The sequence below is a fragment of the Paenibacillus cisolokensis genome (assembly GCF_018403665.1).
In the GTDB taxonomy this organism is placed as follows: domain Bacteria; phylum Bacillota; class Bacilli; order Paenibacillales; family Paenibacillaceae; genus Paenibacillus_AH; species Paenibacillus_AH cisolokensis.
On sequence record NZ_BOVJ01000078.1, the window covers coordinates 1 to 17,430 of the forward strand.

The window sequence follows — 17,430 nt, forward strand, 5'->3', positions numbered from 1 at the left end:
AGTCTCCTTTTTATTTTCCAAAAATCTTATAAAAAACCTATTTATAACACAAAAAACGTTTACAAATCCAGTATAATAGTAGTAGCCCCTTACATGAAAGCATAATAAAACGAAAAGAGAACGGTGCGATTGTGAGAGAATGGTGCTATTTACTATATCAATTTGATGAGCTGCATCCGGAGATACAGTCGCGGATATATCGCTCCTATTTTTTCATTTTATTTATAAAGACATGTATTTTTTGCTCAAGGATCACGAATTAACAGAGGATTTGATCCAAGAGGCTTTTTTCAAGATATTATCTTCCATCCGGCATCATAAAGTCGAAAAACTCTACCGTGGATCAAACAAGTTTCCCGGAATCTGGCTTTCGACCATTTACGAAAATCTAAAAAAGACCGTTATACAACCGGTATTGATGACGTCAATCATAATGAAAATCTATTTTTACTCGGGATTGGTTCGTTGCATGTGGAAGATGAAGTTGAAAATAAGATCAGGAACGAACGGCTTCACGAAGCTATTGCCGAATTGCAACCGGAATACCGAATACTCATTACCCTTTTTATATCGAGGAAATGTCCTATAAGGAAATTGCTGATATGCTCGGTCTTACTCAACAGATCGTCAGTCAAAAATTATATCGCGCGCGAAAGAAGCTGTTGCAGCGGTTTCAACAAAAGTGGGTGAATTTAGATGAGTGATTCTTACGAGCAACAAGATGAAGAATTGAAAAGTGCATTACGACAAATTTATGATAATATCGAAATACCCGATAGTATGAATTCTTGGTTGCAAGTTCAGAAGCGCCTAGAAAAAAGAAAACGAATTTTGCACTGGAAGCGCAGAATGAAAATTGCCACTTCGATTGTTGTTGTCTCCTTTACCCTAAACCTTATGATTAACATGTCACCTATAACGGCTTACTCGCATATTTCCGGTTTATTCAAAAGGATACAGCAGGATGTAATTGCGTTTTTCACGAGAAGCCAGATCATCATCAATCAGAAACCAAAACGCCCCCACCGAGTGATCGAGTAACGTTTAGTAACAGCGATAGCCAAATGGTGGAAGTTACATTGGAAGAAGCACAGTCAAAAGTTTCATTCCATCTGTTAGTTCCGACGGAGATACCGGAAGGTTTTCAAATGGAAACGATTCGGCTTTTTAGCCCAAATGGGAAAAATTATTATAACAATGTACAATTCGAGTATGTAAATGCGAACAATGAAGTATTTAATATAATTCAGCAAAAAATTGAAGAGGAGAGCGCTGGAATAAAGGTAGAAATGACAACCGGTTCGGGTGAATATAAGGATGTATTCATCAATGGACATGCAGCCATTTTAATGACACCGATGGAAGGCAATACAAATTTGGAGTGGCTTACAGACGACCGAATTTTGGTCCGAATATCGGGAAGACTTGGCGAATCCGAAATTTTAAAACTGGGATCTTCTCTCAAATAAAAAGACAGCGAAGATTGCTGTCTTTTTATTTCTCAATTTATTAGTTGATCAGTAAAGAATCCGAGTAAACGGTTCCTTCCTCGCGCACGTCTCCATATACAATCCAATGCCTGGTTTTAACCCGGTAATAGTATCCCGTCGATACGCTTATTTCGCGACTGGAGTAAGCATACGAGGCATTGGAAAACGTGCTATTGGCTCCCGTATTGACATCGACCCACTGTGAACCCGTCCACCTTTGCAACGTAACCTGAACACCAATCGTGTCAACTCTTTGGGTACCCAAGGTCTGTCCCCAAACTCTGACTGTGCTATCCCCAATATTGGACAAATTACCAGTTCCATCGTCAAGGTATTTGAAATTCGGATCGAAGATGGTGAAAGGACCTACATTATCGGGCGGTGAACTTGTTTTGGCCTTGTTGCTGGAACCAAAAACCTGACCAGGAGTTAGTAGGACCACGATCAACATGGAGACAACGAAATACTTTGCATTCAACTTCAAATATGAAGCTGGGGGAACACCAATTTTAGATTTCGATCACGCTCGCAATGCTGTTCATGCATTAGGACTTCCTCCAATCAGTTCGGATCTGCTTCGGGGGGACTGGGTGGAAGAGGCAACCTATTAAAGGCTTACGCTCCTCCGTTCGGCGGCAGTTAGCCGATCAGATCAAACTCGTCCGAGGTTTACGGCGCTGCTGTCCCTTTCATCACGGAAGCCGTTGCCGGTCTGCCCCGGCAGAGAAAAGCAGTCGTCGGGCACGCCGTTGCGCTGCCAAGAATACGGAGACCGGCGATGCATCGTTTTGCGTTGTCCGCACACACTATTCTGTGGGAGCTTACGAACCGCTCCGATGCCATTAAAGGGATGGAGGCGACGCATCAGATGGGTGAATGGACCCGATTCGAGCCTGGCGACAAAGCGCCGAACGACGGCATTTACATCGAAGACGGCGAAAATTCGTTTCATATGGGCATTAACAATCCTCATAAAATCCGGCTTCGCAAAGGCGAGCGGTTTCCCGACACCACGAATCATAATCGCAAATGGAAACGAATGCGTTAGGGAAAATCCGGAAGAAACGGCGGCGCATATTCCCCGCCGCGCTTGCGCATTCTAATTTTGACGGCGTAAGAGAGGTGTGGTTCCGTTGAACCATTTGGTGCAACAACGACATGAGGATTTGATCCACTCAGCGTAGAAGCGGAGGGATGTGCCAAAGACGATGTCTGTAACACACACGCCCGATCGCGGATTTTGCAAAGCAGTCCATACGGTCTGCCGACAAAATTGAAGCGAGCAAGCGGTGCCCCGTTTTCTGAAGCTGCCTGTGCATTTCAATGACTCAACCATCAACCGCCGTCGGAAGAGAGCCCATACGGGCTCTCTTTTTTGCTGTTTCATCAATTTTTCTGAAATCGTAAACAAGCGGCAGACCGTATGAATATGATACAATCATTGTCAAATGACGCAGGCCGTTCATTACCGCCTTGAAGGCAGGAAGAGGGGATTATCGATTCGTTCTTGGCTGATGATGGGGGGCATCCTGTTCGTTACCGCCGTTCTTACACGATTGCTGCCTTTTTCGGAATTTTTCCGGAACGTGAATACGCTGATTCATGAGATGGCCCACGCCGTTGTAACGCTGCTGCTCTCCGGCGACGTGATGTACATTTATTTGTTTTCCGATCAAAGCGGGGTAACGTTATCGTCCTATTCCGGTAAAGGAACGGCCGTTTTCATAGCGCTTGCCGGATATGTCGGCTCTTCGCTGTTCACCGTGCTGCTGTTTTACCTTTACGCCCGCCGGAGAGAAGGGCTGGGACTTGTTATCGTCACGATTCTGGCGGCGATGGGCCTTGCGCTGTTTGTCCGCAACGGATACGGCATGGCCTGGTGCGCCGGCTTTGGCGTATTGACCGGGTTTATCTATGCGTTTGCGCCTCCGTGGCTCAAAACCGGTTACTACACGCTAATCGCGTTCATCTTTCTGGTCGAATCGGTCATCAGTTCGTTCGTCATTCTGTCTCTTTCGTTTGTCAAACCCGAAGCGGCCGGAGATGCCGCGATTCTCGGGCAAATGACCGTGATGCCCGCATTCGCCTGGAGTCTGCTGTTCGTCGTGTTCGCGCTCTGGTGCGCCAAAGTTTCGACCGGCCTGCTTTTCCGCCGCGGTTTCGGAAAGGAATAGCGGTTCGGTAAAAATCGTCTCAAAGGGCTATTCGTCGCCGCCCACCGCTGCATACGGCGACGGCGAGCTGCGGAACTGCTGCAGCGATATCGCTCCATGGCGAAGCATGCCGCTCCTTGCCGGACGGACGGCGCGATCGGCTGCATCGAAGAGAACGGCGTCAAGCTCGAAGCATAAAAAAGCGGCCCTGTCAGGCCGCTTTATCCACGTTTTACCTTTATGGCGGAGAGGGTGGGATTCGAACCCACGCACGCCGTGAGACGCCTAGCTGATTTCGAGTCAGCCCCCTTGGACCACTTGGGTACCTCTCCACAACAAAATTTATTCTATCACAGCGTTTGTTTTGTTGCAAGTATTACTTGATCCATTTTCGATTAGACAGAAATTTCAGTCATTTCATAATGCGCGAGGCTCAGACCGCCTTTATATCCTAACCAACCGCGCATTCTTCTGCCGGCGATCTGAGCCTGAGCATCCGCTTCCCCTTTACGCTGCCGCATTACGGTTCCGCATCCGGCGGAGCGGGTTCGGCCGACCGAAGCACCTTTTTCATATTCTTCTCAAACTTGGCTCGGGGGATGAGTACGCTGTGCTTGCAGCCGACACATTTGATCCGGATATCCATCCCCATTCGAATCACTTCCATCTCATTCGTGCCGCACGGATGCGGCTTCTTCATCTGCACGATGTCCCCAAGCTGAAATTGCTTACGCTCCATGGATAATGCTCCTCCCTTCTCTTCCCATTTCAAACAACCGTTCATCCGTTGTCTTTTTCCATGCGCCGTTCGTCCAAAGCCTTCTTCAATGCAATATTGATGGCCCGGGTTACGGCCGCCTGCGTATTCGGACGGCATTCCGCGACGATTCGCAGTACCACTTCGCTTGCATTGAGCGATTGAATACCGATCAATTCCGGAGTCCTTACCAAATTCGGTTCTTTCAATTGACTTAATGTATGATTGATCGCTTCCGTCGTCCGCTCGATGTTCTCTTCATGAGGGATCGGAATATCGATGACGGCAAGCGAATTGTTTAATGAAAAATTCGTCACATCGCTAATCATACCGTTCGGTATAATATGAACTTCTCCTGTCCAACTTTGAATCCGGGTGGCACGAAGACCGATGACTTCCACCGTTCCTTTGAATTTTCCGGTCTCGATGACGTCGCCTACCGCGAACTGATCCTCCAAAATAATAAAGAAGCCGGCAATAACATCTTTCACAAGACTTTGCGCGCCGAAACCGATCGCAAGTCCAAGCACGCCGGCTCCGGCAAGGAGCGGTCCGAGGTTTATATTGAATTCGGACAGCACAAGCATCCCGATAACGAAGTATAAGACATAGGACGCTATGTTTTTCAACAATCTGCCGACCGTTTGAACCCTTCTCATCCGCAGCGGCAATCGCTTAGTATCGCGCTCCAGAAAACGGTCGATCGCCTTGTGAATGATCCAGATTACAAGCTGCCCAAAAGCGATGATCAACAGGATGCGTATCGCGCCGATTCCGATGTCCCGCCATACGTCAGGATTCACTACCCAATTATAGGCGTCCTCGATGACTTCGGTTACGGCTTCCGAATTGTCAACTTCAAAGATCTTCCTCATGCCATTCCCTTATCTCCTCATACCCATTTTCCGTTAATCGGAATATGCCGCGGATCTCCACCTTTTCCTTGACGACAACCTCTTTTACACAGCTCAGATCTTCGTCGGGAAATTGAATGGAGAGCGCACAGCCTGCCGTTATTTCTTTAGGCGTCGGACAAATGTCGATGTCAATCTCCGCATATTCAAGAAGCATCTCGGCGCGAAGCGCTTGCTGCGTCGAATCGAACGCAATGAGCATCTCTTACCTCCCGTAGTATAAAAAGGTTGTCTCGTCCATATACTAGTAATACTTTACATGGAGGCGAGGGGGAAGCTATGAAACTGGTTCACTCGAAAGAAACGCCGTTCAAAATTCCTTATACCGATCCGGATGTCGTCAATTTGCTGACCCGCCGGCTCATCTCGATCATCGGCGAATCCGCGAAAGATCAGCGCATCGTCATCGTCTGCATAGGTACTGACCGCTCGACCGGCGATGCGCTCGGCCCTCTTGTCGGCACGGCCTTGAATCGCCATAACAGCTCCCTCTTCGACCTGTTCGGCACCTTGGAGGAACCGGTCCATGCAATGAACCTGGACGAGACGCTGGCGCGCATCCGCCATCAGATCAACATGCCGTTCATTATTGGCATTGACGCGTGTCTCGGACAAGTTTCCAGCGTAGGCTGCATCCAGGTCGGCAAAGGGCCGGTACGTCCGGGCGCCGGCGTCAACAAGGAGCTCCCTCCCGTCGGCGATATTCACATGACCGGTATTGTCAATGTCGGCGGCTTCATGGAATATTTCGTGCTCCAGAATACGCGGCTTCATCTCGTGATGCGCATGTCGGAAATTATCGCCCAAAGTCTGTATACCGCCATTACGGCCTGCAAAAGCTCGTCTACTTGCGCTGCAGCGCAAGATTGATCGCTTCGCGTTCCTCCGGCGTAAGCGGGTAGGGCGATGCCCCTCCTTGCAGCGGCTTGGCATATACGAAAGTTTCTTCCCGGCCGTACAGTCCGGTAAATACGACGCCATCCTGCTCCTTGCTTACAATGGCCAGCGAGAAGCTTAGATCGTTTCCTCTTTCGCCGAACGCATTATACCGGACGACGCCGACATGGCCTTTTAGATTGTGAAGCGCGTCCTTGATCTGTTCCATCCCGGCTTGATGGCCGCGGATGGCTTCATCATGTCCGGAAAGCCGTTCTTTCAATTCCAAAATGATTTCTTCCAGATTGGCGACGCCGGTTTCTCCCATCATCTGCAAATACTGCGCACGCAATTTTTTATACGGCGGCTTAAAATGCCGACCCTGATCCACAACAGCATGACGAGCAAAACCAACACGCCCAAACAGGCCAATACTGCAACCAATTGATCCGGACTATTCAACCATTCATTCATATCATTCCATCCGCTCCCCCACGATGTGCCCGACAAACGCAGCCTGTTGTCCAAATCTTCACGTATAGTGTTTTCTTATTTCCTTTACCGCTTCAATCAATGCATCTACGTGTTGTTCGTCCGTTCCATATCCGACGCTCGCTCTGACCGCTCCCGTTTCCGTCGTTCCGGCGTAATGATGCGCCAGAGGCGTACAATGGAAGCCGGCGCGAACCGCAATACCGTAATGCTGATCGAGAATAAAAGCCATCTCCGCCGGATCGACGCCGTTCAGCACGAATGAAACGATGCCTGTCCGCGGACGCCCGACAGCCGGTCCGAGCAGGCGAATGCCCGGAACTTCCCGGAGACCTTCCAATAAGCGTTGCGTCAACGCCCATTCTCTATTATAAATTTTTCGACCGACTCATGCAGTACGTGCCGGACGCCCGCAGCCAACCCTGCCAGTCCCGGCGTATTCGGCGTGCCGGCTTCGTAGCGGTCCGGACGAATGGACGGCTGTTCGGGCGTTTCCGATTGGCTGCCCGTTCCCCCGTGCATAAGCGGCGCCACTTCGAAATCGGGACGTATATACAGCCCTCCCGTACCTTGCGGACCGAGCAGTCCCTTGTGCCCGGGAAAAGCCAGCATGTCAATCCCCATCGCCTCGACGTCGATGGGCAGCACGCCTGCGCTCTGTGCGGCATCGACAAGCAGCGCAATTCCTCTTTTGCGGGTCAAGGCGCCGATCTGCTCAACAGGCATAATCGATCCGAGCAGGTTCGAACTGTGGTTGACGATAACCAGCGACGTATCCGGACGCAATGCGTCTTCCACTTGCGCAGCCAACTGCTCGCCGTCGGCATCGGGCTCTATATAGGAGACGCGCACGCCGATCGATTGTTTCAAATATTCCAGCGGACGGCGAACCGAATTATGCTCCACTGCGGTAGCCACAACATGATCGCCCGGCTTCACAAACCCTTTAATCGCGACATTCAACGCCATCGTCGTATTCAGCATAAACGCGATATCGTTCGGATTCGCAATCCGAAACAATTGACCGAGCTGCTTGCGCGCTTCAAACAGGATGCGGCTGGCCCGTACGGCCATCCGATGACTGCCGCGCCCCGGATTGGCCGTGTCATGCAGCAACGCTTCCCGGACCGCTTCAATGACTTCCGGAGGCTTCGGCCATGAAGTAGCCGCATGATCCAAATATATGATCGAATCCGCCTGTCTTTCCATTGTCCCACCCCTCTTCGCCGAATATCTATAGCTATAAACAAGCATATGCTTCAGTATACCAGCCTGGCAGCAAACAAAAAAGCATACCGGTTTTCTGTTCGACATGAAGTCTGCGGACGGTATGCAGCAGTTAAGTATATCAAAGACATTGTTTCAATCTTTGCAAAGCCGATCGTCTGTATATGGCCGAAGGCCGGAATGAAGCTCCTTATTCCAGCTGCAGCAGCTCCAACAGTCTTTCCAGATCTTGTTTGCTATAATATTGAAGCTCTATGCGCCCTTTATCCTTATGCTGCTTGATTTTTACCGTTGTCTTGAAACGTTCGCGCAACGACTCCTCAATATGCTCGATATACGGATCGCGTTTTTTGGCGCGCGCCTTATTCTTTTCCGGCTCTTGGCGCTCCAGCTTTTGAACCGCATCCTCCAGTTCTCTGACGCTCCAACCGTTGGCTACCGCATCGGAAGCCAATTGCTTCATCTGTCTCTCGTCCTTCACACCGGCCAGGGCGCGGGCATGTCCCATCGACAATGTTCCACGTGAAACATGTTCTTTAATTTCCGCAGGCAAACTTAACAGCCGTACGAAGTTGGCAATATGCGAACGGGACTTCCCTACTTTAAGCGACAGTTCTTCTTGCGTTAAATTGAATTTTTCCATCAGCGACTGATACGCGACTGCGATCTCCATCGCATTCAAATCTTCCCGCTGCAAATTTTCGATCAGGGCGATTTCCATCACCTGCTGATCGGTAAACGACCGGATGACAGCCGGAATCGTCTCGTTGCCGCAGTATTGTGAAGCTCTGAACCGTCGCTCCCCGGCAATGATCTCATAGCCCTTTAAAACAGAACGTACAATAATCGGTTGGATGACGCCATGCTGGCGAATCGATTCGGCCAATTCGCGAATCGAATCTTCATCGAATGTTTTGCGAGGTTGGTACGGATTGGGCCGCAATTGCGACAACGGCAATTCCACCACTTTATCATCTTCACTGACGGTAAGCGATGGGATAAGCGCATCAAGACCTCTACCTAGCCGCTTGCTCATACATGATCACTTCCTTCGCAAGTTCGAGATATACCTCTGCCCCTTTAGATCTGGGATCATATGTTATAATCGCTTGTCCGTGCGATGGCGCTTCGCTTAATCGAACATTGCGCGGTATAATGGTTTGATACACCTTCTGCTGAAAATATTTTTTCACTTCCTCGATCACTTGAATGCCCAGATTGGTACGGGCATCGAACATCGTCAACAATACCCCTTCGATTTGCAGCGACGTATTCAAATGTTTCTGGACGAGGCGAATCGTATTAAGCAACTGACTTAACCCTTCCAGGGCATAGTATTCGCATTGAATAGGAATAATGACCGAATCTGCCGCCGTTAACGAATTGATCGTCAAGATTCCAAGCGAGGGCGGACAATCGATCAATATATAATCGAATTGGTTTTTGACCAGCTGCAGCGATTTTTTAACCGAACTTCCCGCGACATCGTCGGGACAAGCTCGATTTCGGCGCCAGCCAATTGAATGGTTGCCGGAATAATTTTCAGCCCCGGAATCGCCGTTTCGACGATCGCATCCTTTGCCGGCACCTCGTTGATCAATACATCGTATATGCTGTTCTCGACATCGGCTTTATTGATCCCGATACCGCTTGTCGTGTTGCCCTGAGGATCGATGTCCACAAGCAGTACCCGTTTCCCCAACGAAGCCAGACTGGCGCCCAAATTAACAGACGTTGTCGTTTTGCCGACACCGCCCTTCTGGTTCGTTATTGCAATAATTTTAGACAAACCGTTCACCTCTATCTTGATTAGGGATTAACCCCCTGGCCGATTACCGCACGAATGTTTAGGCAGTAAGCAATTATGCCGCTAGGCTCGCCGCATACGGCCGGGTGCGGCGCGCTATATTTCGGCGGAAAGGAAATATCAATCCCGATATCGCGGCATCGCCTCAAACAGAGAAAAAGCGGCTTGCTTCGCCGCTTTCGCCTATCCGAAACGACTCCTTGCCACCGGACAGATCGGAGCTTCCCCGTTCGAATCGCCTAACCTGCGGAACAACTGCATAGCTTGTCGAAGCTTTCCGGGTGCGATCGGACGTCAACAAGCTGGGGTATCCGATTGTCAACGATTTCATTATCGTTTTGGAATTTTGATAATAATTTCGTAGTGATCTTCATGATCTTTCTCATTCGTCTTAATCTTCATCCCGGTACCCGATACCATATCGATCGATTGGCGGATCGTATTCAGCGCCAGCCGGACGTCTTTCGTGAAAGAAATACGTTTCGACTTTTTCGTTTTGGATACTTCCTTATAAAAGGCAACCCGGCTTTCCGTTTGCTTGACATTCAATTCCTTCGTCAAGATATCCTGGAGCACCTTGACCTGAAGCTCCTCCGTGTCCAGAGCCAACAAAGCCCGGGCATGTCTTTCCGTAATTTTACGCTCCATGAGCGCATTTTTCACCGGTTCGCTGAGACTGAGCAGGCGTATTTTATTGGCAATGGTCGACTGGCTTTTGCCCAGCCGTTGCGCCAGACTTTCCTGCGTCAAATTGTGCAGGTCGATCAGCTTCTGATAAGCGATCGCTTCCTCGATCGCCGTCAAGCCTTCCCGCTGCAAATTTTCGATCAACGCAATCGACGCGGCCTGCGAATCGTTAAATTCCCGGACAATGGCCGGTATCGTTTCCATGCCAAGCTTGCTGACGGCACGCCAGCGTCGTTCTCCGGCTATAATCTCGTAACGGTTATTGCGCATACGGACAACGATCGGTTGTATAACGCCATGCGTTTTAATCGTCTGGCACAACTCGTCGATGCGGTCATCGTCAAATATGGTGCGAGGCTGATAGGGACTCGTATCAATTTGATCCACCGCAATTTGTTTCACTTCATCCTGATTGTTGCTCCGATCGCTAAACCCGAATAAACGAGAAAATTGTTCTTTCATATCGTCAATTACCACCCGAATATAATATGCCGATAACTTTAACCGTTTCTTGCCCATACTTGCCGGGCAAGCGACTTATTGGGCGTTCCGGACTGCTTGGAACATTTTCGCGTCTTGCCTTCATTCCATTATTCTTTTATTAATGAAAGAGATTCGCCAGCTTTTTGCCAATTTCCTGCTTGACAGCCTTGCGTAGCGGAAAAAACCTTTCGGGATGCCGTTCCGGTAGCGCACAAAAGCAAAGCATACCCAATACGTAAAATTGCAGCCGAATGTTTCACGTGGAACATGGCATCCATGTCAAACGTTTATACAAGCGGCTGCTTGAGCGGAACCCCTGCTTTTCGCGGGTAGCTGCGCGGCGTCGAAGCGACTTTGCGAATCGTAATAATATGCCTTTCCGACTGTTCGAAAGGAAGCTCCAAGCGATATACCTGGTCCAGCTCGCCTTTTAATTCGCGTATGCTTCTGCCCGCTTCCGCCACTTCCTCCGCCGGATTCGCACCTTTCATGGCCGCGAACACGCCCCCTTTCCGGACGAAAGGCAAACAAAGCTCGTTCAAGACGTTTAATTTGGCTACTGCCCGCGCGGTCACGATGTCGTATTGGTCCCGATGCTCGGGCAGCCGGGCGACATCCTCTGCCCTGCCGTGAATCATCTCGACCTGGCGCAGACCGATCGTTTCCGTTACATGACGAAGAAATTGAATTCTCTTGTTCAAAGAGTCGACAATCGTAAGCCGTATATATGGAAAGCATATTTTAAGCGGCAGACTTGGAAAGCCTGCGCCCGATCCGATATCGGCCATCCGGATTTCACCGTTAAAGGGAACGAAGAAAGAAAGCGTGATCGAGTCGAAAAATGCTTCTCGTATACCGCTTCTCTCTCCGTTATGCCCGTCAAATTCATTTTTCGTTCCACTCTACGAGCAGCCGCCAATACGTTTCAAACTGATGAAGCTGCTCCTCCGACAGGTCAATTTGCCGCTCGGACAGCTTTTCCCGAAACCAGGTCCATGTTGCATCCATAGGTTACCCCCGCGCCGCTGTAACGCGATTATAATGCTCCAAATAAACGAGCAAAATGGAAATGTCGGCCGGCGTCACGCCGGAAATTCTCGAAGCCTGCCCGATCGACAGCGGACGAATGTTCGACAGCTTCTGTTTGGCTTCCGACGCCAATCCATGCACATCCATGTAATCGATGTCGGCCGGTATCCGTTTGTTTTCCATTTTGGCCAACCGTTCGACTTGCTGCAGCTGTTTTTCGATATAACCCGCGTATTTGATCTGAATTTCGACCTGCTCCTTCATTTCTTCCGACAGAGGCAGCGGCGAAGGCACGATCGTTTCGAGATGCGCATATGTCACTTCCGGTCTGCGCAACAGCGATAGTGCGTCGACAGAATTCGATAGCGGTGCGGATGACAATGATTCGAGCATCGCGGCCGCCTCTTCGGGACGAACCTTTGTCGTGCGAAGCCGTTCGATCTCTTCCTCTACAAGATGCTTTTTCCGCAGAAATTTGTTGTACCGCTCCTCGGAGATAAGACCGATTTCGTAGCCGATTTCCGTCAGGCGCAGATCGGCATTGTCGTGCCGGAGCAGCAGCCGATATTCGGCGCGGGACGTAAGCAACCGGTAAGGCTCGTTCGTCCCTTTCGTCACAAGATCGTCGATCAGTACGCCGATATAAGCTTGCGACCGTTTCAGGACGATCGGCTCCTTGCCCTGGACGCTGCGCGCCGCATTGATCCCCGCCATAATGCCCTGACCGGCCGCCTCTTCATAGCCCGAAGTCCCATTGATTTGCCCTGCCGTAAACAAGCCGGGCAGCCGCTTCGTTTCCAGAGAGGGCCACAATTGGGTCGGTACGATCGCATCGTACTCGATCGCATAGCCGTTGCGCATCATTTCGACCTTTTCCATTCCCGGTATCGAACGAAGCATGCGCAGCTGCACGTCTTCCGGCATGCTGGTCGACAGCCCCTGCACATAATATTCCGACGTGTGCTTACCTTCCGGCTCCAGAAAAATCTGATGCTTCGGCTTGTCGGCAAAGCGCACGATTTTATCTTCGATCGACGGGCAATAACGCGGTCCCGTTCCTTCGATCTGCCCCGAAAACATCGGTGCACGGTGCAAATTTTCGTTAATAATCTGATGCGTTTCCTCCGAAGTGTAAGTCAACCAGCAAGGCAATTGCTCATTGTCCGACGATTCCGTTTCATACGAGAAAAACTTCGGATTCGGGTCGCCGGGCTGAATTTCCATTTTGTCGAAATCGATCGTATCTTTATGAACGCGCGGCGGCGTTCCCGTTTTGAAACGTACGAGCTCGAATCCGAGCGAACGCAAATTTTCCGACAATTTGACGGATGGCTGCTGATTGTTCGGACCGCTCTCATACATCAGCTCGCCCATAATAATTTTGCCGCGAAGATACGTACCGGTCGTCAGAACGACCGCTTTCGCCCGATACGCCGCGCCGGTTTTCGTCACGACGCCTACGCATCGCCCGTCTTCGACAATAAGCTCGTCGACCATTCCTTGGCGAAGCGTCAAATTTTCCGTTTCCTCGATCGTTTTCTTCATCATATGCTGATAGGAAAATTTGTCGGCTTGCGCGCGCAGCGCATGTACGGCCGGTCCTTTGCCCGTATTGAGCATGCGCATTTGAATAAAGGTTTTGTCGATATTGCGGCCCATTTCGCCGCCGAGCGCATCGATTTCCCGAACCACATGTCCTTTCGCCGGTCCGCCGATCGACGGATTGCACGGCATGAAAGCGACCATATCCAGATTGATCGTCAAGAGCAGCGTATCGCAGCCCATTCGGGCGGCGGCAAGCGCTGCCTCGCAGCCGGCATGGCCCGCGCCAACGACGATTACGTCGTATTGACCAGCTTCATATCCCATTGCCTAATACCTCCTTGCTTGGCGTCATTATTTGCCGAGGCAAAATTGGGAAAAGATTTGATCGATCAGCGATTCCCCAACCGCATCCCCGATCAATTCCCCTAGTTGCTCCCAAGCGTTTCGAATGTCAATTTGTATAATATCGATCGGAATACCCGCTTCCGTCGCTTCGATCGCATCGCGAAGCGATTGCTGCGCCTGCTTCAACAGCGTAATATGCCGAACGTTGCTGACATAAGTCAAATCATGCGATTCTAGCTGGCCTTCGAAAAAGAGCGCACTGATCGCTCCCTCCAAATCGTCCAGGCCCTGCTCGGCCTTTACCGACATGCGTACAATCGATTCCTCCGGCACGATCGCTTTAATCGGCTCCAGTTCGATCTGCTGGGGCAAATCGCTTTTGTTGACGATGACGATCATGCGCCGATCCTTCAGCTTGCCGAGCAGCTCGAGCTCGTCTTCATGCAGCGGCTCGCTTCCATTCAACACAAACAGGATCAGATCGGCTTCCTCCAGCGCCGAACGGGAACGCTCCACCCCGATTCTCTCGACAACATCCGTCGTCTCGCGAATGCCGGCCGTATCGAGCAGCCTAAGCGGAATGCCGTTAATCGTCACATATTCTTCGATAATATCCCGGGTCGTACCCGGAATATCGGTTACAATCGCCTTATTCTCCCTGGTCAGCGCATTGAGCAGAGAAGATTTGCCGACGTTCGGCCGACCGACGATGGCGGTAACGATGCCTTCCCGCAATATTTTGCCTTCCTTCGCCGTTTTTAGCAGCTTCTCGATCTCTTCGACTGCTTTTCCGCATCGTTCGCGAATATAGGCATTGGTCATTTCCGCAACATCATGCTCCGGATAATCGATATTCACCTCGACATGAGCGAGCAGCTCGATCAGCGATTGCCGAAGCTCGCGAATACGTTTGGACAGGGTGCCCTCAGCCTGCTTCATGGCTACTGCAAACGCTCTGTCGGATTTGGAACGGATCAAATCGATTACCGCTTCCGCCTGCATCAGGTCGATCCGCCCGTTCAGGAAAGCCCGTTTCGTAAACTCGCCCGGTTCCGCAAGACGTATCCCATCCTGGGCCAGCAATGTTTCCAGCACCCGTTTGACGGCTACAACGCCTCCATGCGCGCCGATTTCCACGACGTCCTCGGCTGTAAACGACCTCGGACCGCGCATCACCGTAACGAGCACCTCTTCTATTTTTCGCCGCTGACGGGGTCGACGATATGTCCATAGTGGACGGTATGGCTTTCCGCCTTCGTCAAATCATGCGACGATCGGAACACTGCCGCACAGCGGGCGATCGCTTCGGGACCGCTGACCCGGATAACGGCAATCCCCCCTTCGCCGACCGCCGTCGATATGGCTGCGATTGTGTCGTGTGTTGTGTGCATTGGGCACCTCCTAACACTTTTCCGGAGGAAAAGTCTCTTCGAAAGCATACGCTTAACTTTTCCGCAGGAAAAGTCGCCTCGTAAGCGGTGTTTCCGTCTTTCCATCATAACCTGAAACAAGGAACCGCATCCTTCGATAAACGGAAAAACAGCAATGACCGTTCCAGCCATTGCTGCGTCTATCGTCTACATTTACTTCGGTAGCGTTATACCTTCATCGTAATGACGACTCGCCGGTTCGGTTCGTCGCCCTTGCTGTATGTCTTGACCTTCGGATGATGCTGCAGCTGCGAATGAATGACTTTACGCTCATGCGCCGACATCGGCTCCAGCTCGACGTCTTTTCTCGTTCGGACTACCCGGCCGGCAAGCCTCTCCGAGAGCTGTTCCAATGTCTTGCGCCGACGCTCGCGAAAATCTTCCGCATCGAGCACAATTCGAAGATGATGGTCTGCGTAACGATTGGCTACAATATTAACCAAATATTGCAAAGCATCGAGCGTCTGGCCACGGCGGCCGATTAGCATGCCGAGATCCTCTCCGCCTGTCAGGGCGAAGAGCAATCCGTCGGGACTTTCGCGCCGCTCGATCCGGACGTCGAGTCCCATCGCGCGGGCGACGTTCGCCACGAAAGCCTCGGCTTCTTCCGCCGCATCCGGCCGAAGCGTCAGCTCCACCTTGGCGTCTCTGGCGCCGATCAGGCCGAACAACCCTTTGGCCGGCTGTTCCAGCACGTTCACCTCTACGCGATCCTCGCTCACTTGCCATTGCTCCAAACCGTTACGCACAGCATCTTCGATCGTTTTGCCCGACACGACGATTTTCTTCATTTCGCAGGTACACCCTCCTTTTCCTTGGATGAGGTACGCACATACAGAAAATAGTTTTGGATGATCGTATAGATGTTGCTATATATCCAGTACAACGGCAAGGCTGCCGGGAATGACAGCGCCATAACAAAGATCAGAACAGGGAAAATCATCATGATTCCCTGCATGCCGGGAGCGGCTTGTTGTGTCGACATCATCATTTTCGACTGCAGATAGGTCGTAATGGCCGCGATGACCGGCAAAATATAGTAGGGATCCCGCTCTCCGAGCTGCATCCACAGGAATGTATGCTCGCGAATATCCGGGTTTCCGTAAATCGCATTGTACAGCGCGATAAATATCGGCATCTGGATCAGCAGTGGCAAGCAACCCGCGAGCGGATTGACCTGATGCTGCTGGAACAGCTTCATCGTTTCTTCCTGCTGCTTCTGCGGATTGTCTTTATATTTCTGCTTGATTTTGGCAAGCTCGGGCTGCAGCTTCTGCATCGCCTTCGAGCTGCGGTACTGCTTGAGCGTCAACGGCAATATCAGCGTACGGACGATAATGGTCAGCAGCAGAATGGACAAGCCGTACGATTCGTTAAACCATCCGGCGAACGTATCGAGCATCAACGCGAACCAGTATACGACGTTTCGTTCCCAGAAGTTTCCGTTAAGCAAATCTTCCGTTTCCGTCATTTGACCGGTAGAGCAGCCTGCAAGCAGCAGTACCAGGATCAGCATGGCTCCCGCTAACCGCCATCTTTTATTTGAAATCCGGGACAACATGTAAAACTCCTCTCTCAGAGCCATCGCATTTCATTCAACACTATACCATAATTTCGTATGCAAAGAAACTGTCTGTCCATTGCGAGGTAAGCGCCCTTCCGGCGGCCGTTCGCAACCGGAAGCCGCGCCCTGTCCGAAAGCTCAGTCCCGCGGCTTCAGCAACCCGGCCTTCCGCAAAACGTGCAGCACGCTCCGCTCCAATTCCTTCGTCTTCATGCTAACAGCCGGCTTGCGAACGATCAAAATCAAATCGACCTGGGGCACGATGCGGTCCGCATGGAGACGGACGATCTCCTTCACCACTCTCCGCAGCCGATTTCTTACTACAGCGTTGCCGATTTTCCGGCTCGCCGATACGCCGAGCCGAAACGGCTCGGCAGCCGGCTGCCTGGACCAATAGACGACGAACTGGCCGTTGGCGAACGATTTGCCTGACCGGTAAATCCGGCTAAATTCCTCGCGATTGCGTAAACGCAGCTTTCGTTGCACGGGCTTCGACCACCGAACTTTCTTTCATCATTAATTAGAATGGCCTTCCGGAAGCAAAATTAGACTCCGTTTCCGGTATTTTACCGGCCATCATTCGCGAATTCGCGTAAAACCGAAAAAAAAAAGACCACCGGACGTGGTCTTC

Annotated in this window: 18 protein-coding genes, 1 tRNA gene and 4 pseudogenes; 7 read left to right on the forward strand and 16 right to left on the reverse strand. The window is 50.9% G+C overall.

Going from position 1 to position 17,430, the window contains the following annotated elements; translation table 11 throughout:
* The first annotated feature begins 578 nt into the window (after positions 1 to 578).
* From PACILC2_RS29375 to PACILC2_RS11625, 6 genes are all read left to right on the forward strand, one after another.
* Complete coding sequence (locus PACILC2_RS29375; protein ID WP_372447113.1) at positions 579 to 704, forward strand: sigma factor-like helix-turn-helix DNA-binding protein; 126 nt, start codon at positions 579 to 581, stop codon at positions 702 to 704.
* Positions 697 to 1,041, forward strand: coding sequence for a hypothetical protein (locus tag PACILC2_RS11605; RefSeq protein WP_213528958.1), 345 nt, complete (start codon positions 697 to 699; stop codon positions 1,039 to 1,041). The genes PACILC2_RS29375 and PACILC2_RS11605 overlap by 8 nt, the downstream gene beginning before the upstream one ends.
* 23 nt (positions 1,042 to 1,064) lie before the next feature.
* Positions 1,065 to 1,469: a DUF4367 domain-containing protein gene (locus PACILC2_RS11610; RefSeq protein WP_280515310.1), complete on the forward strand. Its 405-nt coding sequence runs from the start codon at positions 1,065 to 1,067 to the stop codon at positions 1,467 to 1,469.
* Between the two features lie 470 nt (positions 1,470 to 1,939).
* Complete coding sequence (locus tag PACILC2_RS11615; RefSeq protein WP_213528960.1) at positions 1,940 to 2,101, forward strand: hypothetical protein; 162 nt, start codon at positions 1,940 to 1,942, stop codon at positions 2,099 to 2,101.
* Between the two features lie 257 nt (positions 2,102 to 2,358).
* A complete protein-coding gene (locus PACILC2_RS11620) occupies positions 2,359 to 2,538 on the forward strand; it encodes a YjzC family protein (protein WP_062489750.1) in 180 nt (59 codons plus the stop codon).
* Positions 2,539 to 2,938: 400 nt separating this feature from the next.
* Complete coding sequence (locus tag PACILC2_RS11625) at positions 2,939 to 3,664, forward strand: M50 family metallopeptidase (protein ID WP_213528961.1); 726 nt, start codon at positions 2,939 to 2,941, stop codon at positions 3,662 to 3,664.
* A gap of 27 nt (positions 3,665 to 3,691) precedes the next feature.
* On the opposite strand, the gene PACILC2_RS11630 is transcribed toward PACILC2_RS11625, so the two are convergent.
* The 5 genes from PACILC2_RS11630 to PACILC2_RS11650 all read right to left on the reverse strand — a co-directional run bounded on the left by PACILC2_RS11630 (position 3,692) and on the right by PACILC2_RS11650 (position 5,516).
* Complete coding sequence (locus PACILC2_RS11630) at positions 3,692 to 3,916, reverse strand: hypothetical protein (protein WP_213528962.1); 225 nt, start codon at positions 3,914 to 3,916, stop codon at positions 3,692 to 3,694.
* Positions 3,885 to 3,975, reverse strand: a tRNA-Ser gene (locus PACILC2_RS11635). Before PACILC2_RS11635 ends, PACILC2_RS11630 begins: the two co-directional genes overlap by 32 nt.
* A gap of 188 nt (positions 3,976 to 4,163) precedes the next feature.
* A complete protein-coding gene (locus PACILC2_RS11640; RefSeq protein WP_062489745.1) occupies positions 4,164 to 4,382 on the reverse strand; it encodes a DUF951 domain-containing protein in 219 nt (72 codons plus the stop codon).
* Positions 4,383 to 4,423: 41 nt separating this feature from the next.
* A complete protein-coding gene (locus tag PACILC2_RS11645; RefSeq protein WP_082654999.1) occupies positions 4,424 to 5,275 on the reverse strand; it encodes a mechanosensitive ion channel family protein in 852 nt (283 codons plus the stop codon).
* A complete protein-coding gene (locus tag PACILC2_RS11650) occupies positions 5,259 to 5,516 on the reverse strand; it encodes a putative Se/S carrier protein (protein WP_062489744.1) in 258 nt (85 codons plus the stop codon). The genes PACILC2_RS11645 and PACILC2_RS11650 overlap by 17 nt, the downstream gene beginning before the upstream one ends.
* 77 nt (positions 5,517 to 5,593) lie before the next feature.
* On the opposite strand from PACILC2_RS11650, the gene yyaC reads away from it, so the two are divergent.
* On the forward strand, positions 5,594 to 6,184 hold the full coding sequence (yyaC, locus tag PACILC2_RS11655) for a spore protease YyaC (protein WP_213528963.1): 591 nt from the start codon (positions 5,594 to 5,596) through the stop codon (positions 6,182 to 6,184).
* Here the strand turns inward: yyaC and PACILC2_RS11660 are convergent.
* The 11 genes and pseudogenes from PACILC2_RS11660 to rnpA all read right to left on the reverse strand — a co-directional run bounded on the left by PACILC2_RS11660 (position 6,159) and on the right by rnpA (position 17,285).
* Positions 6,159 to 6,521, reverse strand: coding sequence for a DUF4446 family protein (locus PACILC2_RS11660; protein WP_244863457.1), 363 nt, complete (start codon positions 6,519 to 6,521; stop codon positions 6,159 to 6,161). The two genes, yyaC and PACILC2_RS11660, sit on opposite strands and share 26 nt — an antisense overlap.
* A gap of 201 nt (positions 6,522 to 6,722) precedes the next feature.
* Positions 6,723 to 7,891: pseudogene (locus PACILC2_RS11665) on the reverse strand (aminotransferase class V-fold PLP-dependent enzyme).
* 208 nt (positions 7,892 to 8,099) lie between these two features.
* Complete coding sequence (locus PACILC2_RS11670; protein ID WP_062489736.1) at positions 8,100 to 8,945, reverse strand: ParB/RepB/Spo0J family partition protein; 846 nt, start codon at positions 8,943 to 8,945, stop codon at positions 8,100 to 8,102.
* Positions 8,926 to 9,698, reverse strand: a pseudogene (locus tag PACILC2_RS11675) (ParA family protein). The gene PACILC2_RS11670 and the pseudogene PACILC2_RS11675 overlap by 20 nt, the downstream one beginning before the upstream one ends.
* Before the next feature lie 348 nt (positions 9,699 to 10,046).
* Positions 10,047 to 10,865 carry a nucleoid occlusion protein gene (gene noc, locus PACILC2_RS11680; protein ID WP_062496392.1) on the reverse strand — a complete coding sequence of 273 codons (819 nt, stop codon included), beginning with the start codon at positions 10,863 to 10,865 and terminating at the stop codon, positions 10,047 to 10,049.
* A gap of 308 nt (positions 10,866 to 11,173) precedes the next feature.
* Positions 11,174 to 11,894 (reverse strand): annotated as a pseudogene (gene rsmG / locus PACILC2_RS11685) (16S rRNA (guanine(527)-N(7))-methyltransferase RsmG).
* A gap of 3 nt (positions 11,895 to 11,897) precedes the next feature.
* Positions 11,898 to 13,784, reverse strand: a complete 1,887-nt coding sequence (gene mnmG, locus PACILC2_RS11690; protein ID WP_213528964.1) for a tRNA uridine-5-carboxymethylaminomethyl(34) synthesis enzyme MnmG — start codon at positions 13,782 to 13,784, stop codon at positions 11,898 to 11,900.
* Positions 13,785 to 13,811: 27 nt separating this feature from the next.
* A pseudogene (mnmE, locus tag PACILC2_RS11695) lies at positions 13,812 to 15,196 on the reverse strand (tRNA uridine-5-carboxymethylaminomethyl(34) synthesis GTPase MnmE).
* Positions 15,197 to 15,402: 206 nt separating this feature from the next.
* Complete coding sequence (jag, locus tag PACILC2_RS11700) at positions 15,403 to 16,026, reverse strand: RNA-binding cell elongation regulator Jag/EloR (RefSeq protein ID WP_062489729.1); 624 nt, start codon at positions 16,024 to 16,026, stop codon at positions 15,403 to 15,405.
* Positions 16,023 to 16,796, reverse strand: coding sequence for a YidC/Oxa1 family membrane protein insertase (locus tag PACILC2_RS11705; protein WP_062489727.1), 774 nt, complete (start codon positions 16,794 to 16,796; stop codon positions 16,023 to 16,025). The genes jag and PACILC2_RS11705 overlap by 4 nt, the downstream gene beginning before the upstream one ends.
* Before the next feature lie 141 nt (positions 16,797 to 16,937).
* The gene (gene rnpA / locus PACILC2_RS11710) at positions 16,938 to 17,285 is read right to left on the reverse strand and encodes a ribonuclease P protein component (RefSeq protein ID WP_062489726.1); all 348 of its coding nucleotides are present in this window, start codon (positions 17,283 to 17,285) and stop codon (positions 16,938 to 16,940) included.
* Positions 17,286 to 17,430: the final 145 nt, after the last annotated feature.